Source organism: Pseudomonas sp. 1912-s, from assembly GCF_029269205.1.
Lineage (GTDB): Bacteria > Pseudomonadota > Gammaproteobacteria > Pseudomonadales > Pseudomonadaceae > Aquipseudomonas.
The window spans coordinates 252,014-275,353 of sequence record NZ_JARIXR010000005.1; the positions used below are offsets into that span (position 1 = coordinate 252,014).

A 23,340-nucleotide genomic window follows, 5' to 3' on the forward strand; every position below is an offset into this window, starting at 1 on the left:
CGCCGGTTTACTGCCAGCGCTTGAACAGCACGCTTGCGTTCACGCCACCAAACCCGAACCCGTTGGAAATCGCGTATTCAATCGGCAGCGGCCGGGCCTGGCCACGCACCAGATTCAGCCCGGCGGCGGCCGGGTCCGGGTTGTCCAGGTTGAGGGTGGCCGGGGCTATCTGGTCACGCAGGGCAAGCACGGTGAAAATCGCCTCAATCCCGCCCGCAGCGCCCAACAGATGGCCGGTCGCCGATTTTGTGGCACTGATAGCGACACTCGAATTGGCGCCGAACAGCGTATTGATCGCCGCCAGCTCACCGTTGTCACCGACCGGTGTGGAGGTGGCATGGGCGTTCAAATGCTGGATCTGTGCCGGGGTGATCCCCGCTTGGGCAATCGCCAACTCCATTGCACGACGTGCGCCGGAGCCGTCTTCGGGCCCTGAAGTCATGTGATAGGCATCGGCACTGGTGCCGTATCCCACCAACTCCGCAATCGGCGTCGCGCCCCGGGCCAGCGCATGCTCCAGCTCTTCGATCACCAGTAACCCGGCACCTTCGCCCATTACAAACCCGTCGCGGCCTTGATCAAATGGGCGGGAAGCGAGCGCCGGCGTGTCGTTGTAATCGCTGGACAGCGCCCGCGCCGCAGCAAAGCCGCCCAGGCTGACGCGGTGGATGCAGGCTTCGGCGCCGCCACACACGGCGATGTCGATTTCGCCGGCGCGGATCATGCGCGCGGCATCACCAATGGCTTGTACGCCGGCGGCGCACGCGGTGACGGGGGAGCCAAGCGGGCCTTTCAGCTGATGCTGGATCGACACATGCCCGGCGGCCATGTTGCCAAGGAATGACGGGATCTCGAACGGCGACAGGCGGCGCGGCCCTTTGCTGTCAGCGGTGCGCACAGCCTCCGCAATCGCCGGGAAACCACCGACGCCGGAAGCAATAATCGTCGCGGTGCGTTCTTGCTGGGAGGCGGTTTGCGGCGCCCAGCCTGCCTGCGCCAGGGCTTCCTGCGCAGCGGCGAGGGCGAACACGATGAACCGATCCATCTTGCGTTGCTCTTTGGCGGCGATCACGCTGTCGGGGTCAAACCCGGCGTGCGGGTCCTGATCCCGGCCCAGCACCTGGCCGCCAATGCTGATTGCCAAGTCACCGACCAAGGCCTCGGGTAGCCTGCGGATCCCGGATTCACCTGCCAACAGGCGTTTCCAGGTCTGCTCCACGCCGGTTGCCAGCGGGGTGACTGCACCCATGCCGGTCACAACAATTCGCTTATTCATGATCGCTTAGCTCCGCCATTTCAGTTTGGTAGCAATGCTGCGACGAAACTATCATTATGAAAGTAACATCGAACAGCTTAAATTTTCGGGGCTGCCCCACGGAGGAACTGCAATGCAACGTAAGTCACTGGTAAATGCCGAATGCCCGGTAGCCCGTGGAGTGGAAAGGGTAGGCGAGTGGTGGAGCATTCTGATCATGCGCGATGCGCTGCAAGGCTTGCGGCGCTTTGACGAGTTCTCCCAGAGCCTGGAGATTGCCCCCAACATGCTCACGCGCCGGCTTAACAGCCTGGTGGACGCCGGCCTGCTGGAGCGCCGGCAATACAGCGAGCGGCCGCCGCGTTTCGAGTACGTGCCGACGCCGGTGGGCGAGGACTTCCGGGTGGTGATCATGGCATTTATCGGCTGGGGCAACCGCCACTTCGCCACCGAAGGTGAAAGCCTGCAGTTGGTCGACCGGGAAACCCGGCGCCCAGTGGAAGTGGCGGTGGTGGAAGCCGGTAGCGGGGCGCGCGTGCCCGTTGAACAATGCAGCGTGCAAGCCGGGCCGGCAGCGAGCGAGGGCATGCTGGAGCGCCTGGCGCTGCTTCGCGCCAAGCGCTCGGACATTGACCCGTCCCCGCGCACTGCGTAGCCTTGCACGTTCGAGGTTCTTCGGCCCAGGCCGAAGCTAAGAAGGGAACGCGGTCGATGCCGCGGCTGCCCCCGCAACTGTAAAGGGTTTATCTGACTGCCACGCCACTGCCTGAACAAGGCGGGAAGGCGCAGCCAGCGCCGGCCACACCGTCGGCAAGCCCCAAGCCAGGAGACCTGCCTCGCAACCGATTTTCTACTTCAACCGGGCGGGGTGATCCGGTGGCGAATTCTGCTTCTGCGCACCCGCGCAGGGCCACTCGTCCCGTATGCCCGCCCCAAAGGGCATCCGATGAAAACACTGGCCAAACTCCCCGTCACCATCGTTACCGGCTTTCTCGGCTCGGGCAAGACCACCTTGCTGCGCCACATGCTGGACAACGCCCAGGGGCGCCGCATTGCAGTGATCGTCAACGAGTTCGGCGAGCTGGGCATTGACGGTGAAATCCTCAAGCAATGCTCCATCGGCTGCACCGAAGAAGAAGCCAACGGCCGCGTCTACGAGCTGGCCAACGGCTGCCTGTGCTGCACCGTCCAGGAAGAGTTCTTCCCGGTGATGCGCGAACTGGTGGCCCGTCGCGGCGACCTCGACCATATCCTCATCGAAACTTCAGGCCTGGCCCTGCCAAAACCGTTGGTCCAGGCCTTCCAGTGGCCGGAAATCCGCAGTGCCTGCACCGTTGACGCGGTGATCACCGTGGTCGACAGCCCGGCCGTGGCCGCTGGCACTTTCGCCGCTTTCCCGGACCAGGTTGACGCCCAGCGCAAACTCGACCCGAACCTGGACCACGAATCCCCACTGCACGAGCTGTTCGCCGACCAACTGGCCAGCGCCGACCTGGTGATCCTCAACAAGTGCGACCTGATCAGCCCTGAAGACCTGGCCCGTGTGCGCCTGGAAGTGGCTGAAGAACTGCCGCCCGCGGTAAAAATCATCGAAGCCAGCAGCGGTCGCCTGCCGCTGGACGTGCTGATCGGCTTGGGCGCCGGCTCCGAAGAGCACATCGACGGTCGCCACAGTCACCATGATCATCACCACGAAGGTGAAGACGACCACGACCACGACCACGACGCCTTCGATTCGATTTCCATCGAACTGCCCCAGGCTGACGAAAGCCTGCTGCTCGACGCCCTGACCCAACTGGTGGTCCAGCACGGCATCCTGCGGGTCAAGGGTTTCGCGGCGATCCCGAACAAACCGATGCGCCTGCTGATCCAGGGCGTGGGCACGCGTTTCGACAAGCACTTCGACCGCACCTGGCGCGCCGATGAGCCGCGCGCCACGCACCTGGTGCTGATCGGCCAGGAACTGGACGCCGCCTTGCTCGAAGCGCAATTGCGCGCTGCCCTCAGCGTTTAAACCATGCACCTGCTCAGGACCCAGCCCGGCGGTTTCGTCTCGGATGACAACATTGCCGACCTTGGCCAAACCCCCGCCGAGCTGGTGATCCTGTGCAGCGGTGACTCCAGCCTGGCGCTGCTGGCAGAAGCGGCCCAGCAGTTGCCCGAGGATTACCCGAGCCTGCGCCTGGCCAACCCGATGCAGGTGCAGAACCACGCCTCGGTCGACTTGTACGTGGACGAGGTACTGCGCCACGCCAAGGTCATCCTGATTTCGCTGCACGGCGGTATCGGCTATTGGCGGTACGGTATCGAGCGCCTCGTTGAGCTGGCCGAGCGCGGTGTGCAGCTGATCCTGGTGCCGGGGGATGATCGCCCGGACCCGGAACTCAGTGGCCTGAGCACCGTGGGCGTGGAGGAGCGTGACCGGCTTTGGCACTTTCTGCGCCAGGGCGGCCTGGGTAATGCGCTGGATTTCTATCGTTGCCTGGCGGCCGGCTACCTGGGCCGCGATTACGCCTGGGACGAACCGCAAACCCTGCCGCGTACCGCGATTTATCACCCGCACAAAGCCAATGCCCGTCTCAACGATTGGCAAGCCGACTGGCAACCTGGTTTTCCGGTGGCGGCGGTGCTGTTCTACCGCTCCCATTTGCAGGCGGCCAATACCGGTTTTATCGATGTGTTTTGCCAGCGCTTGCAGGCGGCGGGCCTTAATCCGTTGCCGATGGCGGTGGCCAGTTTGAAAGAACCCGGCTGCCTGACGGTGGTCGAGGACCTGCTGGACGAAGTGCACGCCTCGGTGATTCTCAACACCACCGGCTTTGCCCAGTCCAGCCCCGAAGCGCCGCACCTGCGGCCGTTTCGCCGCAACATCCCGGTAATCCAGGCGATTTGCGCGCAGGACAACGAGCCCGGCTGGCAGGCCAGCGAACAAGGCCTCGGCCCGCGCGACCTGGCGATGCACATTGCCTTGCCGGAACTGGACGGGCGCATCATCAGCCGGCCCATCAGCTTCAAGGACCTGGCCTGGCGCAGCGAGCGCAGCCAGTCGGATGTGGTGTGCTACCGCGCGCAGCCGGAACGCATGGACTTCGTCGCCGAGCTGGCGCGGCGCTGGGTCGATCTGGCACGGGTACCGAATGGCGAAAAGCGTATCGCACTGATCCTCGCCAACTACCCGACCCGGGACGGACGTATCGGCAATGGTGTGGGGCTGGACACGCCGGCCGCCGCGCTGAATATCCTGCGGGCCTTGAAGATCGAAGGTTATCCGTTGCCGGACGTGCTGCCGGAGAGCGGCACGGCGTTGATTCAGGAACTGTTGGGCGGCGTCAGCAACGACCTCGACAGCCTTGACCTGCGTCCCTGTCATCAAAGCCTCGCGCTCGATGACTATGAAGCGATGTTCAACCGTTTGCCCGAATCCAATCGCCAGGCGGTGTTGGCACGCTGGGGCACGGCCCATAACGACCCGATGTTCCGCGACGGCCGCATGATGATCGCCGGCTTGCGCTTCGGCCTGACCTTCATCGGCATCCAGCCAGCCCGGGGTTACCAAGTGGACGCCAGCGCGGTCTATCACGATCCCGACCTGGTGCCGCCCCATGGCTACCTGGCGTTCTACTTCTGGTTGCGCCAGACCTACGGTGCCCACGGCGTGATCCACGTCGGCAAGCACGGCAACCTGGAGTGGCTGCCGGGCAAGGGCGTCGGGCTTTCGGAAAATTGCTGGCCTGACGCACTGCTGGGGCCGTTGCCGAATATCTACCCGTTTATCGTCAACGACCCGGGCGAGGGCGCCCAGGCCAAGCGGCGCACCCAGGCGGTGATCATCGACCACCTGATGCCGCCGCTGACGCGCGCCGAAACCTACGGGCCGCTGCGCGACCTGGAGCTGTTGGCCGACGAATATTACGAAGCCCAACTGCTCGACCCACGGCGCGCCCGTGAGCTGCAAAAAGACATCCTCAAGCTGGTGCGGGAAACCCGTATCGACCAGGAACTGGCCCTCGACGAAAACCTCGACAGCGATGCCGACGCCGCCATCTGGCTGCCACGCCTGGACACTTACCTGTGTGACTTGAAGGAGTCGCAGATTCGCGATGGCCTGCACATCTTCGGTGAGTCGCCCGAGGGCCGGTTGCGCATCGACACCTTGCTGGCGTTGCTGCGCATTCCGCGTGGCGATGGTCGCGGGCCGCAATCGAGCCTGCTGCGGGTACTGGCCAAGGCCTTTGAGTTGGGCTTCGACCCGCTGGATTGTGCCCTGGCCGAGCCGTGGACCGGGCGCCGTCCATTGGTGTTGCAGAATATCGACCCGCAATTGTGGCGTACCGCCGGCGACACCCGCGAACGCCTCGAATTGTATGCCGCCCGCCTGATCGAGCAGGCGCTGGAAGGGCCGGTGGAACAGCTTGAAGAGCCCGGCTGGGAAGACGTCAAGTCGGTGATCGAGAGCCTGCGCATCGTCGTCGCGCCGCGCCTGGATGCTTGCGGCCCGGCGGAAATGCGTGGCTTGCTGGATGCACTGAGCGGGCGCTTCGTGCCAGCCGGTCCCAGCGGCGCGCCGAGCCGTGGTCGCCTGGACGTGTTGCCTACCGGGCGTAACTTTTTCTCGGTGGATGTGCGCAACCTGCCGACCACCACCGCCTGGCGGATCGGCTTCCAGTCGGCGAACCTGATTCTTGAGCGTCACCTGCAAGACCACGGCGACCACCTGCGTCAGCTCGGCCTGTCGGTGTGGGGCACCGCCACCATGCGCACGGGCGGCGACGACATCGCTCAGGCCATGGCGCTGATGGGCGTGCGCCCGGTGTGGGCGACGGGCAGCCAGCGGGTGGATGACTTTGAAATCCTGCCGATCAGCCTGCTGGACCGGCCGCGAGTGGATGTGACGTTGCGTGTGTCGGGGTTCTTCCGCGATGCGTTCGCCAACCTGATCCGCCTGTTCGACGCGGCGGTGCAAGCCGTGGCTGCGCTGGACGAGCCCGACGACCTGAACCCCCTGGCGGCCAAGGTGCGCAGCGAGCGTGAGGCCTTGCGCCTGTCGGGCCTGGATGAGGAGGCGGCGGCGAAGCAGGCGGGCTGGCGGATCTTCGGCGCCAAGCCCGGTGCCTACGGTGCCGGCGTGCAGGGCGCAATCGACGGGCGCCTGTGGCAGAGCCGCGAAGACCTGGCCGAGGTTTACCTGAACTGGGGCGGCTACGCCTATGGCGGCTCCGACGAAGGCACTGCCGCCCGCGAACAGTTTGCCCAGCGCTTGAGCCAGGTGCAGGCAGTGTTGCAGAACCAGGATAACCGCGAGCACGACCTGCTCGACTCCAATGATTACTACCAATTCCAGGGCGGTATGCTTGCCGCCGTGGAAACCCTGAGCGGCGACAAGGCCGCCAGCTATCATGGTGACCACAGCCAGCCGGACCTGCCGAAGGTCCGCACGCTGAAGGAAGAGTTGAACCGGGTGATCCGTGCCCGGGCCGCCAACCCGAAGTGGATCGAAGGGGTGAAGCGCCACGGCTACAAAGGCGCGTTCGAGATGGCCGCGACGGTGGACAATCTGTTCGCGTTCGACGCCACCACGGCGCTGATCGACGATCATCAGTACGCGTTGCTGGCCGACGCCTATTTGCTCGACCCGGACACCCGGGCCTTTGTGCAGCAGCACAACCCGGATGCCCTGCGGGACATGACCGAGCGCATGCTCGAAGCCCAGCAGCGTGGCCTGTGGCAGGAGCCCGGGGCGTACCGCGAGGCGTTGGAAAACCTGTTGTTGGATATAGAAGAAGGCAGTTGATGACCGACCTCCCGCATTTCCCGCTGTCTGCCGTTGTCGGCGCCGATGACCTGAAACTGGCCCTGTGCCTGACCGCCATCGACCCGAAAATTGGCGGCGTGCTGATCGAAGGCCCGCGCGGCATGGCCAAGTCCACCCTGGCGCGCGGCCTGGCAGACCTGCTCGCCAGTGGTCAGTTCGTCACGCTGCCCTTGGGCGCCACCGAGGAACGGTTGGTGGGCACCCTCGATCTGGACGCGGCGCTCGGCGAAGGCCGCGCACAATTTTCCCCCGGCGTGCTGGCCAAGGCCGACGGTGGCGTGCTCTACGTCGATGAAGTCAACCTGCTGCCCGACCATCTGGTGGACCTGCTGCTGGACGTGGCCGCCAGCGGCACCAACCTGATCGAGCGCGACGGGATTTCCCACCGGCATTCGGCGCGCTTTGTGTTGATCGGCACCATGAACCCGGAAGAGGGCGAGTTGCGCCCGCAATTGCTCGACCGGTTTGGTTTCAACGTGGCGCTGAGCGGGCACACCCAGCCCGCCGAACGTGGGCAGATCATCCGTCGCCGCCTGGATTTCGACAGCGATCCCCAGGGTTTCTGCGAGCAATGGGCCGATCGGCAGGCCGCGTTTCGCGAGCGCTGCACCCAGGCGCGGGCGCTGTTGGACAGCATCCCGCTGGATGACCAGGCGCTGGCGCAGATTACCGAGCGCTGCTTTGCCGCCGGCGTCGATGGCTTGCGCGCCGATCTGGTCTGGCTGCGTGGCGCCCGTGCCCATGCGGCTTGGCGGGGCGCTACGGCCATCAGCGAAGAAGATATCGAAGCCGTCGCGGAATTTGCCCTGCGCCATCGTCGCCAGGAGCAATCCCCGCCGGCAACGCCGCCCGCTGGCGGTCAATCACCCAAGCCCAATGATGCACCTGAAGGCCAGGGCCAATGGGGCGACATGCCCGCACCCGCACTGCCGACAGGCGCTCGCCGAGACGTGCCCACCTGGCCAAAAAAGCCCTAGGCATTCGCCCCAAGCCTGACGCGGGGGCGGATGCGCGGCCCAAGGCGGGTCGACTGAACAAGGGCCGGCGAGGCCAGGCGCGCAGCGCGGCGCAAGGTTCGATCAACTGGCCGGGCACGCTGCTCGGCGGGCGACCGCAACGCCGTGAAGACCTGTTGTATCAACTGCGCAGCCGCACGCCCCATGAGCTGTGGCTGGTGATTGTCGATGCATCGGCTTCCACCCGGCGGCATCAGGCGCTGAGCGATGCCAAGGGGTTGCTGGCCCAGCTGTTTGACGATGCCTATCGGCAGCGGGCGCGCATGGCGTTGCTCACTGCGAGCGGGCAATCGCCGAAATGGCAGGTGCAGGGATTAAAGGCAGCCAAAGGGCTCAATCACTGGCTTGAAGGGCTCGGCGCAGGCGGCGGCACCCCATTGTTGGCAGCGCTGAACGAAGCGGGGCAGTGGTTGGCGGCCCGACGCACGCGTTATTCGGCGGAGCAGCAGCGGTTGCTGGTGGTCACCGATGGACGGCTGAAGGATGTGACGGGGCTGCCGCCACTGGGCTGCCCGGGTTTGCTGGTGGACATCGAGCGCGGCCCGATTCGGTTGGGGCGCGCGAGGCAGCTGGCTACGGAGTTACAGATTGATTATCGGCATATCGATAACCTGTAAGCGCCGGCACGTTCGGCCAAAGATCCGCCACCAGGAACAACCGTTCAGCCTCTTCCCACTCGCCTTCGCTGTTTTCCACCAGGCGCACCAGCAATTGTGCGGGCGCCATCGGGTCCAGCTCGGTTAGCCAGTGCTGCATCCGGGCCGCGCCCCAGGCTTCGTCCGCCGGGTAGTGTGCCGGCGCCAGCCACGCGTGGCGGGGCAGCGGTTGCCAGCGACCGGCGGGGCTCTGTTCGATAAACCTCGACCAGTCGCGCTGATGCAGCCAGCGGCCATTCAGATGCTGCGGATGTGCGCCCACCGGCGCGTGTGCCATGCCGGGCCATGGGTAGAGCAGATACCCGCCCAGCCATAGATGGGCATCAAAGGCTTGAATGTCCAGGGCGGCCAGCACTTCCCGGCTTTCCGGCCGGGCGGAGATCGGCAGTTGATGCTGGGCCAGATGGGCCAGCTTGCGGTCCAGTCGGTCGTGGCAGCCCGGGCCCAGCCATTGCGCGGCGTCCCGGCCGTCGCCGTCCTGGGGGCCGAGGTAGAGTTTGATCGCCAGTTCCAGATGGTGCACGCCGTCTCGGTCACGCAGCAGCATGTCGAGCTCGCCCAGGGTATGCCCGGCCTGGCGGATCGGCAGGTTGGCCGCGAGCAATTCCACGCCCGGCGCATGCTGCACAGCAAATTGCCACAATCGTTCGTAATACAACCCCAGCCGCCGGGTCCGTGCCTGGCTCAGCCAGTGCAGCAGGGCGCTGCTGTCCTGGTCCAGTTGGCGTAGCCAGTGCTCCAGCAAATGCGGGGCCTGCACCCAGTCGCTGCCGGTCAGCGGGTGGCGTTGCGGCCACGGCGTTTGCGCGAGCATCGGCGGGGCGAGCATCACCCACGCGAGGTCGCGCACCTCGGGGTGACGCAGTTGGCGGGGCAGGTGCTGTAAATCAGGGAACAGGGTCATGGTCCGAGCATAGCCTTTTACAGCCGGGAAGGGGGCTGAGAACCGTTGTCGTCTGGGGTTTGCGGCGACAAAGGATTTTGTGTAACGCCGGCTTTCGCCCATAATCGTTCTTTTTTGCAGAACCCGAACCCCGCAGGAGCCCCATGGAGCAATTTCGCAATATCGGCATTATCGGTCGCCTGGGCAGTACCCAGGTGTTGGACACCGTCCGCCGGCTGAAAAAGTTTCTGCTCGAGCGCCACCTGCATGTGATCCTCGAAGACACCATCGCTGAAATCCTCCCGGGCCACGGCCTGCAAACCTCGTCGCGCAAAATGCTCGGTGAAGTCTGCGACATGGTGATCGTGGTGGGTGGCGACGGCAGCCTGCTGGGCGCCGCCCGTGCGCTGGCGCGGCATAACGTGCCGGTGCTGGGGATCAACCGCGGGAGCCTGGGGTTCCTCACCGATATTCGCCCCGACGAGCTGGAAGTCGAAGTGGCCAAGGTGCTGGACGGTCATTATCTGGTGGAAAACCGCTTCCTGCTGCAGGCTGAAGTGCGCCGCCACGGTGAAGCCATCGGCCAGGGCGACGCCCTCAACGACGTGGTGCTGCACCCTGGCAAATCGACGCGGATGATCGAGTTCGAGCTGTACATCGACGGCCAGTTCGTGTGCAGCCAGAAGGCCGACGGCCTGATCGTCGCCACACCGACCGGCTCTACCGCGTACGCGCTGTCTGCCGGCGGGCCGATCATGCATCCCAAGCTGGATGCCATTGTGATCGTGCCGATGTACCCCCATATGTTGTCCAGCAGACCGATTGTGGTCGACGGCAACAGTGAGCTGAAAATCGTGGTCTCCAAAGACATGCAGATCTACCCGCAAGTCTCCTGCGACGGGCAGAACCATTTCACCTGCGCCCCCGGTGACACCATCACCGTGAGCAAAAAGGCGCAGAAGCTGCGGTTGATCCATCCGCTGGACCACAACTACTACGAAGTGTGCCGGACCAAGCTGGGCTGGGGCAGCCGCTTGGGGGGTGGAGGCGACTGATGCTCGATCCCGCGCGTAGCTACGACCTGATTGGTGACGTGCACGGTTGCGCTCATACCCTTGAGCACTTGCTCGACCAATTGGGTTACCACAAGCAGGGCGGCACCTGGCGCCATCCGTCGCGAATGGCCGTGTTCCTCGGCGATATCATCGACCGCGGGCCGCGTATCCGCGAGGCGCTGCACATCGTCCACGACATGACCGAGGCCGGCCAGGCGCTGTGCATCATGGGTAACCATGAGTTCAACGCGCTGGGCTGGAGCACGCCGGCCACCCCGGGCAGCGGCAAGCAATTCGTGCGCGAGCACACCCCACGCCATGCGCGGTTGATCCAGGAAACCCTGACCCAGTTCGAACAGCACCCGGCGGACTGGCACGACTTCCTCGGCTGGTTCTACGAGATGCCGCTGTTTGTCGATGCCGGGCGGTTCCGCGTGGTGCACGCGTGCTGGGACAACGGCTTTATCGAACCCCTGCGCGCGCATTTTCCGGACGGCTGCATCGACCAGCACTTCCTGCAAGCCGCCGCCGTGCCCGGCAGTTTCGCCAGCAACGCCTTCGACCGCCTGTTGCGCGGCACCGACATGCGGCTGCCGGACGGCCTGACCCTGACCGGTGGCGACGGCCTGACGCGTTCGTTCTTCCGCACCAAATTCTGGGAAGACGACCCGAAGACCTACGGCGACATCGTGTTCCAGCCCGATGCGCTGCCGGAGCCGGTGGCCGCCACGCCACTGTCGTCCAGCGAGAAAAATTCCCTGCTGCGCTATGGCGTCGACGAACCGTTGCTGTTCGTCGGCCACTACTGGCGTAGCGGCAAACCGGCGCCGATCCGCCCGAACCTGGCCTGCCTGGACTACAGCGCGGTGCTGTACGGCAAGCTGGTGGCCTACCGGCTGGATCAGGAAACCCGCCTGGACCCGCGTAAATTTGTTTGGGTCGACGTCGAGCGCCCTGAGGTTATTTCATGAGTACCGTGGCTGTTTTACGTTTGCCGCTGGCGGTGGATTTGAGTGGTTTCGTCAAACTGCTGCAACGCATGCAAGTGCCCCATCGCGTGAGCGAGGAAGCCGGGGAACAGGTGCTGTGGGTGCCCGATGCCATCAGTGAAGACGTGAAGGTCTTGTACCAGCGTTTTCCTGCCGGCGACCCGGACCAGCAACTGGATATTCCGGACCAGGCACCGCCGGCCCGGCGCCCCGGGTTTGTCCAGCAGTTGCGCCACAGCCCGGTCACCGGGCTGGTGCTGCTGCTGAGCATCATTGTCGGTGCGGTCACGCTGCTGGGGGATAACCTGCAGGCGATGAGCTGGCTGACTTTCCTGCCGTTCAGCGTGGTCGGTGAGTACATCCGATTCACGCCATTGACCGACAGCCTGGCGTCCGGGCAGTGGTGGCGGTTGGTCACGCCGATGCTGATCCACTTCGGCATCCTGCACCTGGCCATGAACGGCATGTGGTACTGGGAGCTGGGGCGGCGTATCGAGCTGCGCCAGGGCAGTATCAACCTGCTGGGCCTGACGCTGTTGTTCAGCCTGGTGTCCAACTACGCTCAATATTATTTTGGTGGTCCCGGCCTGTTTGGCGGGTTGTCCGGCGTGCTGTACGGCTTGCTCGGGCATTGCTGGATCTATCAATTGTTGTCGCCCAATCCGGTGTATCGCCTGCCTCGCGGGGTGTTGGTGATGATGCTGGTGTGGCTGGTGCTCTGCCTGTCGGGCCTGGTCTCGATGATCGGCTTCGGCGAAATCGCCAACGCGGCCCACGTGGGCGGCCTGGTGATCGGGTGCCTGACCGGCTTGCTGGGTGGCTTGTACAGCCGCCGCAAAATGTCCCCTATTTAGTTAAGGAAGAGTCTTATGTCCTCTTTTGTCGAAATGATCGAAAACATCACCCCGGACATCTACGAGAGCCTCAAGCTCGCCGTGGAAATCGGCAAATGGTCCGATGGCCGCAAGCTCACCGCCGAGCAGCGTGAACTGTCGTTGCAGGCGGTGATCGCCTGGGAACTGCAGAACCTGCCGGAAGACCAGCGCACCGGCTACATGGGCCCGCAGGAATGCGCCTCGAAGTCGGCACCGGTGCCGAACATCCTGTTCAAGTCGGATGCCATCCATTGATTGAGATTGGCCGTGGTGCAGTCAGCAAAATGTCGGCGCAGTTGGGTGAGCCGACCGTTCAATACGCGTTTCGCCTCGGCGATATCGAGGTACCGGTCAACCCGTTGATCGGCACCACCGTGCGCCTGGAATACCTCGGTGCGATTCATTGCACCCATTGCGGTCGCAAGACCAAGACCAGTTTCAGCCAGGGTTACTGCTACCCGTGCATGACCAAACTGGCCCAGTGCGACCTGTGCATCATGAGCCCCGAGCGCTGCCATTACGACGCTGGCACCTGCCGCGATCCGGCCTGGGGTGAAAAATTCTGCATGACCGACCACGTGGTGTACCTGGCGAATTCGTCGGGGATCAAGGTCGGCATCACGCGCGCCAGCCAGTTGCCAACCCGCTGGCTGGACCAGGGCGCCAGCCAGGCGCTGCCGATCATGCGTGTTGCCACGCGCCAGCAATCGGGTTTCGTCGAAGACCTGTTCCGCAGCCAGGTGGCCGACAAGACCAACTGGCGCGCGCTGCTCAAGGGCGATGCCCAGGCAGTCGACCTTGCGCAGGTGCGCGACGAACTGTTCGCCAACTGTGCCGAAGGCTTGCTCGGTTTGCAGGAACGCTTTGGCTTGCAAGCCATCCAACCGGTGACCGACATCGAACCGATCGAAATCCGCTACCCGATCGAGCAGTATCCGACCAAGATCGTCAGCTTCAACCTGGACAAGAACCCGATTGCCGAAGGCACGCTGATGGGGATCAAGGGCCAATACCTGATCTTCGACACCGGCGTGATCAACATTCGTAAATACACGGCCTACCAGCTCGCCGTGCATCAGTAGAAGGACGACAGACATGCGCACCGAACAGCCGAAGATGATTTACCTGAAGGACTATCAGGCGCCGGACTACCTGATCGACGAGACGCACCTGACCTTCGAGTTGTTCGAGGACCACAGCCTGGTCCACGCGCAACTGGTGATGCGCCGCAACCCCGAGCGCGGCGCCGGCTTGCCGCCGCTGGTGCTGGACGGGCAACAGCTTGAGCTGGTGTCGGTAAACCTCGCCGATCAGGAACTGACCGACGCGGACTATCAGTTGAGCGACAGCCACCTGACCGTGCACCCCACCAGCGCGACCTTCACCCTCGACACCACGGTGAAGATCCACCCGGAAGCCAATACCGCCCTGGAAGGCCTGTACAAATCCGGCGGCATGTTCTGCACCCAGTGCGAGGCCGAAGGCTTCCGCAAGATCACCTATTACCTCGACCGCCCGGACGTGATGAGCGTCTTCACCACCACGGTGATCGCCGAACAACACAGCTACCCGGTGCTGCTGTCCAATGGCAACCCGATTGCGTCCGGCCCCGGCGAAGACGGCCGGCACTGGGCGACCTGGGAAGACCCGTTCAAGAAACCGGCTTACCTGTTCGCACTGGTAGCCGGTGATTTGTGGTGCGTCGAAGACACCTTCACCACCATGACCCAGCGCACCGTGGCGCTGCGCATCTATGTCGAGCCGGAAAACATCGACAAGTGCCAGCACGCCATGAACAGCCTGAAGAAGTCCATGCGCTGGGACGAAGAAGTCTATGGCCGTGAGTACGACCTCGACATTTTCATGATCGTCGCGGTCAACGACTTCAACATGGGCGCCATGGAGAACAAGGGCCTCAACATCTTCAACTCCAGCGCCGTGCTGGCCCGTGCCGAAACCGCCACCGACGCCGCTCACCAGCGGGTCGAGGCGATCGTCGCCCACGAATACTTCCACAACTGGTCGGGCAACCGCGTGACCTGCCGCGACTGGTTCCAGCTGTCGCTGAAGGAAGGCTTCACGGTGTTCCGTGACTCGCAATTCTCTGCCGACATGAACTCGGCGACGGTCAAGCGTATCCAGGACGTGGCCTACCTGCGCACGCACCAGTTCGCCGAAGATGCCGGTCCCATGGCGCACGCGGTACGTCCGGACGGCTTTATCGAAATCTCCAACTTCTACACCCTGACCGTGTACGAAAAGGGCTCGGAAGTCGTCCGCATGATTCAAACCCTGCTCGGCGCCGAAGGCTTCCGCAAGGGCAGCGACCTGTACTTCGAACGCCACGACGGCCAGGCCGTGACCTGCGATGACTTTATCAAGGCCATGGAAGACGCCAACGGCGCCGACCTGAGCCAGTTCAAGCGCTGGTACAGCCAAGCCGGCACGCCACGCCTGGCGGTGAGCGAGTCCTACGACGCAGCCGCAAAAACCTACAGCCTGACCTTCCGTCAAAGCTGCCCGGAAACCCCGGACAAAGTGCAAAAGCTGCCGTTCGTGATTCCGGTCGAACTGGGCCTGCTGGACGGGAAGGGCGCGGGTATCGCCCTGCGCCTGGCCGGTGAAGCGGCGGCTGGCGCCACGTCCCGGGTGATCTCGGTGACCGAAGCTGAACAGACCTTCACCTTTGTCGACATCGCCGAACACCCGCTGCCTTCGCTGCTGCGTGGCTTCTCGGCGCCGGTGAAGCTGAGCTTCCCGTACAACCGCGACCAACTGATGTTCCTGATGCAGCACGACAGCGATGGTTTCAATCGCTGGGACGCCGGCCAGCAACTGTCGGTGCAGGTGTTGCAGGAACTGATCGCCCAGCATCAGCGGGGCGAGGCGCTGGCGCTGGACCAACGCCTGATCACCGCGCTGCGCACGGTGCTCAGCGACCAGAGCCTGGACCAGGCGATGGTTGCCGAGATGCTCTCGCTGCCGAGCGAGGCCTACCTGACTGAAATCAGCGAAGTCGCGGATGTCGACGCCATCCACGCGGCCCGCGAGTTTGCCCGCGAGCAACTGGCGGATCATCTGTTCGAAGGCCTGTGGCTGCGTTATCAGGCCAATCGCGACCTGTCGAAGAAAACCCCGTACGTGGCCGAGGCGGAACACTTTGCCCGTCGCGCCCTGCAGAACATCGCGCTGTCGTACCTGATGCTCAGCGGCAAGCCCGAAGTGCTGGCGGCGACCCTTGAGCAGTTTGACGCGTGCGACAACATGACCGAGCGCCTCACCGCCCTGGCGGTGTTGGTCAACTCGCCGTTCGAAGAAGAGAAGGCCAAGGCCCTGGCGGTGTTTGCCGAAAACTTCAAGGACAACCCGCTGGTCATGGACCAGTGGTTCAGCGTGCAGGCCGGCAGTGGTTTGCCGGGCGCGCTGGAGCGGGTCAAGACGTTGATGCAGCACCCGGCGTTCAACATCAAGAACCCGAACAAGGTGCGGGCATTGGTGGGCGCGTTTGCCGGCCAGAACCTGATCAACTTCCACGCGGCCGATGGCTCGGGTTATCGCTTCCTGGCGGACCTGGTGATCCAGCTGAACGGCTTCAACCCGCAAATTGCCTCGCGGCAGTTGGCGCCGTTGACCCGCTGGCGCAAATACGACAGCGCCCGGCAGGCGCTGATGAAAGGTGAGCTGGAGCGGATTCGCGCTTCGGGCGAGCTGTCCAGTGATGTGTTTGAAGTGGTGAGCAAGAGCCTCGCATAACGGAGGCGATTGTTGACTCAAGGCCGAACACCGTCCTGTAATGAGGGTGCTTGCCTCTGGTGAGGGTGCTTGTCCCTGGTGAGGGGGCTTGCCTGTGGTGAGAGGGCTTGCCTGTGGTGAGGGGGCTTGTCTGTGGTGAGGGGGCTTGTCCCCCGCTGGAGTGCGCAGCGCTCCCGCTTTTTTTGGGGCCGCTACGCAGCCCAACGGGGGACAAGCCCCCTCACCACAACTGGCCTTAGATAACCGGCGGCCAGCGCAAGTCTTGGGCGTCATCACCGGCGTATCGCGGGAAGCGCTCGGCGATCATCTCGTGGGGCACACCCAGCGCAATCGCGCTGGCAGCGTCCAGGCGGGCCACTTGCTCGGCCGAAAGTTGCACCGTCAGCGCGCCCAGGGTGCCATCCAGTTGCTCGCGGGTGCGCGGCCCCAGGATCGGGATCAGCGCGGTGGTCGAACGACGGGCTTTTTCCCGCAGCCAGGCGATGGCAATGTGAGTCGGCGTGGCATTCAGTTCGCCGGCAACGGCCAGCAGGGTGTCGAGCACGGCGGTTTCCCGTGCACTTTTCTCGGCGTGAACCAAAATCCCCAGCTTGCTGGCACGGGTATCGTCCTGGCTGTTGCGGTACTTGCCGGTGAGGAAGCCACCGCCCAGGGGCGACCATAACGTGGCGGCCAGGCCCAGCGCTTCGGCCATGGGCAGCAGCTCACGGTCGGCAGTGCGTTCGGCCAGGCTGTATTCCGTCTGGATCGCCACCAGCGGCGCAAAGCCGCGCACTTCGGCGAGCAGGTCGGCGCGGGCAATGCGCCAGGCCGGGAAGTTCGACAAGCCGGCGTAGTGGATCTTGCCGGCACGCACCAGGTCATCAAAGCCCCGCAGGATTTCTTCCATCGGCGTGACGTTGTCGCTGATATGGGCCCAGAACAGGTCGATGTGATCGGTGTTCAGGCGTTTCAGGCTTTCTTCGACGGCGCGCACCATGTTCTTGCGGTTATTGCCAAGCTTGAGGGTGCCTTCGTCTTGCGGCTGGGTGCGCAGGGTGTACTTGGTCGCGATCACCAGGCGGTCCCGTTCCGAGGCAATGAACTCGCCCAGCAGCACTTCCGATTGGCCGAACTGGTAGCCGTTGGCCGTATCCAGGAAATTACCGCCGGCTTCCAGGTAACCGTCGTAGATCCGCTTGGACTCTTCGCGCTCGGCGCCATGGCCCCAACCCGTGCCGAAGTTGGCGGTGCCCAAGGCCAGCTCTGAAACCCGCAGGCCGCTACGACGGCCGAAGACTTTATTGCGCATACGAGAACTCCTGACGCTGTGATTGATTTAAATGTTTGGCAACATCTATTTAATATGATGTGAGTCATATTTTTCGTCAAGCGGCTTTTTTGCGGGCTGAGGGGAAGGGCGCCGGCTCCTGACACTTTCTGACAGAGGCCTCTGCTAAGCTGCGCGACTTTCCTCTTTCGAGCGTGATCAACGTGTCGCGTACCAGTCGTCTGCTGACCTTGTTGCAAGTCCTGCGGGGCAAAAAACGCCCGGTGACCGCCGCCGTGCTGGCGGCGGAGCTGGAGATCTCCGAACGCACCCTGTACCGCGACATGGCCGAGCTGACCGCCTTGGGCGCGCCGATCTACGGCGAGGCGGGCGTGGGCTACGTGCTGCGTGCAGGGCTGTTCCTGCCGCCGCTGATGCTCAATGCCGACGAGACCGAGGCCATCGTGCTGGGCTTGCGGTATGTCGATCAGCGTGGCGACGAAGTGTTGAGCCAGGCGGCCGCCAACGCGCTCGCTAAGATTGCGGATGTGCTCGACCCGGCGGCGCAGGAAGCGTTGCGCAATCCCACGTTGCTGCCGGGCCCGCCAGGCTTCGGCTACCCGGAAAATCGCGTGCCGCTGAATGTGTTTCGCGAAGCCATTCGCGGCCAGGCCAAACTGCATATCGACTACGCGGACGCGAGCCAGACTGCCAGCCAACGCTTGATCTGGCCCCTGGCCCTGGGCTTTCTCAACGAAGTGCGGGTGATCGTCGCGTGGTGCGAGTTGCGCGGTGCTTACCGCACCTTCCGCACCGACCGTGTGGCCGCTGCGCGCCTGCAAGGTGAACGTTATCCGGGGCGGCGCAGTGACTGGTTGCGGGGCTGGCGCAAGCTGATGGAACAGAACCAATCCGGGCCGTTCACTCCTGACAAGAACTGACACAACGCTGCTTTAGCATGGCTCCATAAATCACTAACAAGGAGCTGTCACCATGTCCCAACCCATCCCTGAACTGGCCCCGGCGATCGCGACCTACATTGCCGCCGCGAATACCGGCGACACCTCGCTGGTGGTCGACTGCTTTGCCGAGGATGCCAACGTGTTCGACGAAGGTGAGCACCAGGTCGGCACCGCCGCCATTGCCCGCTGGATGGAAGACACCGGGCGCCGTTATCAGCCCAAGGTCCAGGTGCTCAATGTGCAGCACCGCACGGGCAAGGTACTGGTCAGCAACCTGATCACCGGCAGCTTTCCCGGCAGCCCGCTGGAGTTGCGCTATACCTTCCGCCTCAATGAGCAGGGCAAGATTTCGCGATTGGACATTTCCCTGTAGCCGTCATGGCATACTGCCGGGCATGACTTTCGACTCGCCACTCGCCGCCTACCAGCACGCCATCACCGAACAGGGTTTCGTCCCCGACGACGCCCAGCGCGAGGCGGTGCAAGCCCTGCAAGACTGCCACCAGGCCCTGCACCACGGTGACAGGCCGATCACCGGCGTGTACCTGTGGGGGCCGGTCGGGCGCGGCAAGACCTGGCTGATGGACCAGTTCTACCAGAGCCTGCGGGTGCCTGCGCGGCGCCAGCATTTCCATCATTTCATGGGGTGGGTGCATCAGCGCTCGTTCCAGCTGACCGGCACCCACGACCCCTTGCAGGCCCTCGCTCGGGAAATGAGCCGGGAAGTGCGGGTGCTGTGTTTTGACGAGTTGTTCGTCAATGACATCGGTGACGCCATCATCCTTGGCCGGCTGTTCCAGGTGATGTTCGAGGAAGGCGTGGTGATGGTCTGCACGTCCAATCAACCTCCGGATCAACTGTATGCGGACGGTTTCAACCGTGATCGCTTCCTGCCGGGCATCGAGGCCATCAAGCAGCATATGCGCGTGGTGGCGGTTGACGGTGGGGAAGATCACCGCCTGCATCCAGGAACCGCGCTGCAGCGCTACTGGGTTGATCAGCCGGGTGCGCTGGCCGAGGTGTTTCGCCAGTTGAGCGGCGGGCAAGCGGTCAGCAGTGCACCTGTTGCGGTCGGCTATCGCTCCATCGTCGCGGTGCAGTCCAGTGAAACGGTGCTGTGGTGTCGCTATGCCGAGCTGTGCGAACAGCCCCTGGCCGCCATGGATTTCATGCTGCTGTGTGATCGTTTCAAGGCCATCTTGCTGGGGGAGGTGCCCAACCTCAGCGCGCAAAAGCGTCCGGGGCGCATTGCCCGCGGCACGGAAGACGCCGCCCAGCGGGTAGATGCCGGTGACCGGGAACTGCCGGAGCTGTCGGTGCATGACGACAGCGTCCGGCGCTTCATCGCGCTGGTGGACGAGTGCTACGACCGCAAGGTGCCGTTGTACATCGAGGCCAAGGTGCCATTGGAGAGCCTCTACACCGAGGGTTACCTGGAGTTTCCATTTCGCCGCACCCTGAGTCGCTTGCAGGAGATGCAACTGGCGCGCTTTGGTGAGCCTGGCGCGCTTTCACGCGGGGAAATGTAGTTAATCTCCTTCAGCTAATGCCCGCTCCACGCTTACAATCGAGCCCTTTTATGGGGACCGAGTCCCTGTTGCACCGTTAATGAGGAAGGAAATGGACAGCGCAGACATCCTGGTGCTGCAAGCCAGCTACACCAATCCGGTTCACGCCGAGGCCATTGGCCTGGTGCTCAACCATTACGCTGAAGACCCGATGGGCGGTGGCCACAGCCTGCCGGCCGATCGCCTGGAACAACTGCCGGCGGAGCTGGCCAAGCGTGCGCATGCATTCAGCGTGCTGGCATTTGTCGGCGGTGCACCTGCCGGGCTGGTGAATTGCTTTGAAGGGTTTTCCACCTTTGCCTGCCGCCCGCTGGTCAATGTGCACGACGTGGTGGTGATGGATAAATTCCGTGGCCTGGGGCTGAGCCAGAAGATGCTGCAAAAGGTCGAGGAAATCGCTCGCCAGCGTGGCTGCTGCAAAATTACCCTTGAGGTGCTCGAAGGCAATGCGGTGGCACAGTCGGCTTATCGCAAGTTTGGTTTTGATGATTCGGTGTTTGATCCGGAGCATGGCCGGATGTTGTTTTGGAATAAGCCGCTTTAATTAATATTTATTTAATTAAAGGCGAAAAAAAGGCGCCAGCAAGTGGCGCCAAGTTGACCTTAGCTATCAGAGCGGAATAGCGCAGGGTATTACGGGTAAATCAGCTGTTCGGCGTGTTGGTAGTTTGATCGGCAGTTGCGGGCTTTGCAGTCTTGCCGTCAGCCATTGCTGTTTGCTGGGCAGCACCGTGGACTTGTTCCTGGACGAAGGTGAAGTTGTTGTAAAACTCCTTCGAGCGCTCGGAACCGCCCTCTGCGAAGGCGGCTACGGAAGTCATGGTCATCAGGCCGGCAAGGATAACAGTCGAAATTTTCATGGCAGTGTCTCATTTAAGTGTGTTGGGTTCCGCGCGTTGTGGTCAGCGGCGGGATGGGGAGACTGTGGGCCAATAATATTAAGTAAGGGTTAACCTCGGGCTGACCGGAAGTTAACGATTTCGTTAACTTCCAATCTGTCGCAGCGATGAAATCAGAGCTTCCAATCCAGTGCGACGCTGATGGAACGCGGGTCTCCCCAATACACACCATTGTAAAAGCCGACGCGCTCGTAATATTTTTTATCAAATAGGTTGTTGATATTAAGTGACGCCGACAAATGGTCGTCGAACTGGTAGCGGGACATCAAGTTGACCACGGTATAGGCCTGTTGGGTGATCCGTGTGCGCTCCCTGATCAGTGTTCCACTGGTGTCTCGGCCTACCGGGCGGTAGGCAAAGTCGTAGAAGTCGCTCTGCCAGTTCACCGCGCCGCCGACGGTGAGGGCGTGCCATTCGCCGGGCAGGCGATAGGCCGTGGAAACGCGTAGCAGGTTCATCGGCAGGTTGGTGTTGTTGCGCTGTTTCTCGCCATTCAGGGAATGGGTGTAGGTGTAGCCGGCGGTCAGGTTCCAGTCGGGGCGCACCTCTCCGGAGACTTCTACCTCGAAGCCTTGCACTTTGTTGCCTTTGCCGCCGGACTTGTAAAACTGCTCGCCGGTCTCCGTGTCCGGTTGCGCGGTGCTGTCCAGTTCCGCGACGTTGTCTTGCTTGCTCCAGAAGTACGCGGCCGCCAGGTTCAGGCGTTCCTCCAGCAGGCTGCCCTTGAGGCCCACTTCGTAGTTGCTGCCCACCACCGGCTCCAGGTATTTCTTGCTGGCGTCGCGTTCGCTTTGCGGGTTGAAGATATCGGTGTAGCTGGCGTAGACGGTGTACTCCGGGGTCAGGTCGTAGAGCAGGCCGGCGTAAGGGGTCCACATGTCGTTATGGGTCTGGCTGGACTTTGTCGCGCCGAGGTACTGGTCGGTGTCCTTGTCATAGTTATACGTGGTGCTTTCAATCTCCCAACTGCCATAGCGACTGCCCAGTACGGCATGCAAGCGGTCGGTCAGGCTCAGGCGGGTGGCCAGGTAACCGGCCTTTTGCCGGGTGCTGCCTTGTTCGCCCTTGAGGCCGGTATTGGAGTCAGGGAATTTGCCGATCCCGCCCAGGTGCTTCCAGTCGTCGATGCTGGTGTAGCCCTTGGGCACCGGCCCGTCGCGCAGGTGTGGCGAAGAATCACGTTGCTCGGATTCGCCGTAACCCACCATCAACTCGTGTTCACGGCCCAGCAGGGAATAGGAACCCGCCAGGTTCACGTCCACCACGTCCATTTTCGAGGTGCCCAGCATGTGGCTGGTCCAGGCAGTCATGCCACTGCGGTCGGCGTTGGGAAAGCCTGAGCCGCCGTAGTAGACCTTGCCGTCGGTGTCGCTTTCGCGGTGGGTGTAGGCGGCCTTCAGGTGCCAGTCGCCGGCCAGCCGGTGGTCGAGGGTGGCGAAGGTGGTTTCATCTTTCAGCGGCCAGGAACTCCAGTTGGCCGCGATGTTGGCGGAGCGGGGCAACTTGGCTTTGCTGCCATCGCTGTTCCAGTAGGGCAAGGTGCCCCACGCGGTGCCCTGCACGTGTTTGTTCTGGTAATCGAAGCCCACTGCCAGCACCGTGTCGTCGGTGAGGTCGCCCTCGAGGATGCCGTAGCCGACTTCCCGTTGCAGCGCGTAGTTGTCGCGATAGGACTGGCTGTCGCGGTAGGCGAGCACCGTACGGCCCCGCAGGCGCCCATCAAACGCCAGGGGCCCGCCAACGTCCAGGTAGCTGTAGTAATCGTCATGGGAGGCACCACTGACACCCGCCTTGGCCTGCCACTGGGCGGTCGGGCGTTTGCGCACCATGTTCACGGTGGCCGAGGGATCGCCGGCGCCGGTCGTCAGGCCGGTGGCGCCGCGTACCACCTCGACCCGGTCATAGATGATGGTGTCGGCGTCGGACTTCATGCGGCCGAAGGTGTTGAGCATGCCGTCAACCTGGAAATTGTTGATCTCGTAGCCGCGGGAGGAGTAGCTGACCCGGTCGGAGTCCAGGTGCTGTACCGCCACGCCGGTGGTCTGGCGCATGACCTCGGTCAGGGTGTTGAGGTTGAAATCATCCATCTGTTGGCGGGTGATCACCGAGACCGACTGCGGTGTTTCCTTGATGGACAGGTTCAACTTGGTGGCCGTGCTCATCGCGCCGGTGGTGTAGGCGCCGGTGTGCTCGGTGGTGGCGCCCAGGCCCTGGGCGGTGATGCTGGTGCTGCCCAGCTCCAGGGTTTTGGCCGGTGTGTGTGATTCCTGTTCGGGATCGTTTTCAGCCAGCAGGTCCGGGCTCAGCACCATGCTGAAAAGGCCCAGGGTCAAGGTCATGGAACGGGTAATAGGCGCAAACATCGCGG

20 protein-coding genes and 1 riboswitch are annotated in these 23,340 nt (G+C 63.2%); of the genes, 15 read left to right on the forward strand and 5 right to left on the reverse strand.

Translation table 11 applies throughout. The features are described from left to right. Window positions 1-7: 7 nt before the first annotated feature. Window positions 8-1,276: a beta-ketoacyl-ACP synthase II gene (gene fabF, locus P3C29_RS09125; RefSeq protein WP_275964348.1), complete on the reverse strand. Its 1,269-nt coding sequence runs from the start codon at window positions 1,274-1,276 to the stop codon at window positions 8-10. A 112-nt stretch (window positions 1,277-1,388) separates the two neighbouring features. Between fabF and P3C29_RS09130 the strand changes: the two genes are divergently transcribed. From P3C29_RS09130 to P3C29_RS09150, 5 genes are all read left to right on the forward strand, one after another. Further along, a complete protein-coding gene (locus P3C29_RS09130; RefSeq protein ID WP_169388134.1) occupies window positions 1,389-1,910 on the forward strand; it encodes a helix-turn-helix domain-containing protein in 522 nt (173 codons plus the stop codon). Beyond that, a riboswitch (cobalamin riboswitch) is annotated at window positions 1,907-2,109 on the forward strand. (Overlaps the previous gene by 4 nt.) A gap of 92 nt (window positions 2,110-2,201) precedes the next feature. Then, window positions 2,202-3,269, forward strand: coding sequence for a cobalamin biosynthesis protein CobW (gene cobW / locus P3C29_RS09135; protein WP_201123569.1), 1,068 nt, complete (start codon window positions 2,202-2,204; stop codon window positions 3,267-3,269). A gap of 3 nt (window positions 3,270-3,272) precedes the next feature. After that, window positions 3,273-7,046, forward strand: coding sequence for a cobaltochelatase subunit CobN (gene cobN / locus P3C29_RS09140; protein ID WP_275964349.1), 3,774 nt, complete (start codon window positions 3,273-3,275; stop codon window positions 7,044-7,046). Beyond that, window positions 7,046-8,044 (forward strand): AAA family ATPase, encoded by a 999-nt coding sequence (locus P3C29_RS09145; protein ID WP_275964350.1) that lies wholly within the window; start codon window positions 7,046-7,048, stop codon window positions 8,042-8,044. The genes cobN and P3C29_RS09145 overlap by 1 nt, the downstream gene beginning before the upstream one ends. A 53-nt stretch (window positions 8,045-8,097) precedes the next feature. Beyond that, window positions 8,098-8,700 carry a VWA domain-containing protein gene (locus tag P3C29_RS09150; protein WP_275964369.1) on the forward strand — a complete coding sequence of 201 codons (603 nt, stop codon included), beginning with the start codon at window positions 8,098-8,100 and terminating at the stop codon, window positions 8,698-8,700. On the opposite strand, the gene P3C29_RS09155 is transcribed toward P3C29_RS09150, so the two are convergent. Next, window positions 8,657-9,643, reverse strand: coding sequence for a DUF1853 family protein (locus P3C29_RS09155; protein ID WP_201123573.1), 987 nt, complete (start codon window positions 9,641-9,643; stop codon window positions 8,657-8,659). The two genes, P3C29_RS09150 and P3C29_RS09155, sit on opposite strands and share 44 nt — an antisense overlap. Window positions 9,644-9,786: 143 nt before the next feature. Between P3C29_RS09155 and P3C29_RS09160 the strand changes: the two genes are divergently transcribed. Genes P3C29_RS09160 through pepN form a run of 6 tightly spaced genes read left to right on the forward strand, consistent with a single transcriptional unit; the run spans window position 9,787 to window position 16,294 of the window. Next, window positions 9,787-10,677, forward strand: coding sequence for an NAD(+) kinase (locus P3C29_RS09160; RefSeq protein WP_003217892.1), 891 nt, complete (start codon window positions 9,787-9,789; stop codon window positions 10,675-10,677). Then, the gene (locus P3C29_RS09165) at window positions 10,674-11,648 is read left to right on the forward strand and encodes a metallophosphoesterase (protein WP_177088513.1); all 975 of its coding nucleotides are present in this window, start codon (window positions 10,674-10,676) and stop codon (window positions 11,646-11,648) included. Before P3C29_RS09160 ends, P3C29_RS09165 begins: the two co-directional genes overlap by 4 nt. Beyond that, entirely contained in the window at window positions 11,645-12,520 is an 876-nt protein-coding gene (locus P3C29_RS09170) for a rhomboid family intramembrane serine protease (protein WP_010172965.1), read from the forward strand. The genes P3C29_RS09165 and P3C29_RS09170 overlap by 4 nt, the downstream gene beginning before the upstream one ends. Window positions 12,521-12,535: 15 nt before the next feature. Continuing rightward, window positions 12,536-12,796, forward strand: a complete 261-nt coding sequence (locus tag P3C29_RS09175) for a DUF1315 family protein (protein ID WP_003217900.1) — start codon at window positions 12,536-12,538, stop codon at window positions 12,794-12,796. Beyond that, window positions 12,793-13,623 carry a DUF2797 domain-containing protein gene (locus P3C29_RS09180; protein WP_177088511.1) on the forward strand — a complete coding sequence of 277 codons (831 nt, stop codon included), beginning with the start codon at window positions 12,793-12,795 and terminating at the stop codon, window positions 13,621-13,623. The genes P3C29_RS09175 and P3C29_RS09180 overlap by 4 nt, the downstream gene beginning before the upstream one ends. A gap of 13 nt (window positions 13,624-13,636) precedes the next feature. Further along, window positions 13,637-16,294: an aminopeptidase N gene (gene pepN, locus P3C29_RS09185; RefSeq protein WP_275964351.1), complete on the forward strand. Its 2,658-nt coding sequence runs from the start codon at window positions 13,637-13,639 to the stop codon at window positions 16,292-16,294. A 235-nt stretch (window positions 16,295-16,529) separates the two neighbouring features. On the opposite strand, the gene P3C29_RS09190 is transcribed toward pepN, so the two are convergent. Continuing rightward, window positions 16,530-17,585, reverse strand: coding sequence for an aldo/keto reductase (locus tag P3C29_RS09190; protein WP_169388141.1), 1,056 nt, complete (start codon window positions 17,583-17,585; stop codon window positions 16,530-16,532). Window positions 17,586-17,767: 182 nt separating this feature from the next. On the opposite strand from P3C29_RS09190, the gene P3C29_RS09195 reads away from it, so the two are divergent. From P3C29_RS09195 to P3C29_RS09210, 4 genes are all read left to right on the forward strand, one after another. Continuing rightward, the gene (locus P3C29_RS09195; RefSeq protein ID WP_275964352.1) at window positions 17,768-18,484 is read left to right on the forward strand and encodes a YafY family protein; all 717 of its coding nucleotides are present in this window, start codon (window positions 17,768-17,770) and stop codon (window positions 18,482-18,484) included. Between the two features lie 52 nt (window positions 18,485-18,536). Further along, window positions 18,537-18,878, forward strand: a complete 342-nt coding sequence (locus tag P3C29_RS09200) for a nuclear transport factor 2 family protein (RefSeq protein WP_010172953.1) — start codon at window positions 18,537-18,539, stop codon at window positions 18,876-18,878. A 22-nt stretch (window positions 18,879-18,900) separates the two neighbouring features. Further along, window positions 18,901-20,034 carry a cell division protein ZapE gene (gene zapE, locus P3C29_RS09205; RefSeq protein ID WP_275964353.1) on the forward strand — a complete coding sequence of 378 codons (1,134 nt, stop codon included), beginning with the start codon at window positions 18,901-18,903 and terminating at the stop codon, window positions 20,032-20,034. Between the two features lie 91 nt (window positions 20,035-20,125). Beyond that, on the forward strand, window positions 20,126-20,617 hold the full coding sequence (locus tag P3C29_RS09210; RefSeq protein WP_010172950.1) for a GNAT family N-acetyltransferase: 492 nt from the start codon (window positions 20,126-20,128) through the stop codon (window positions 20,615-20,617). A gap of 100 nt (window positions 20,618-20,717) precedes the next feature. On the opposite strand, the gene P3C29_RS09215 is transcribed toward P3C29_RS09210, so the two are convergent. Beyond that, window positions 20,718-20,933: a hypothetical protein gene (locus tag P3C29_RS09215; RefSeq protein WP_010172949.1), complete on the reverse strand. Its 216-nt coding sequence runs from the start codon at window positions 20,931-20,933 to the stop codon at window positions 20,718-20,720. A 152-nt stretch (window positions 20,934-21,085) separates the two neighbouring features. Then, window positions 21,086-23,335 carry a TonB-dependent siderophore receptor gene (locus P3C29_RS09220; protein WP_275964354.1) on the reverse strand — a complete coding sequence of 750 codons (2,250 nt, stop codon included), beginning with the start codon at window positions 23,333-23,335 and terminating at the stop codon, window positions 21,086-21,088. Window positions 23,336-23,340 lie beyond the last annotated feature (5 nt).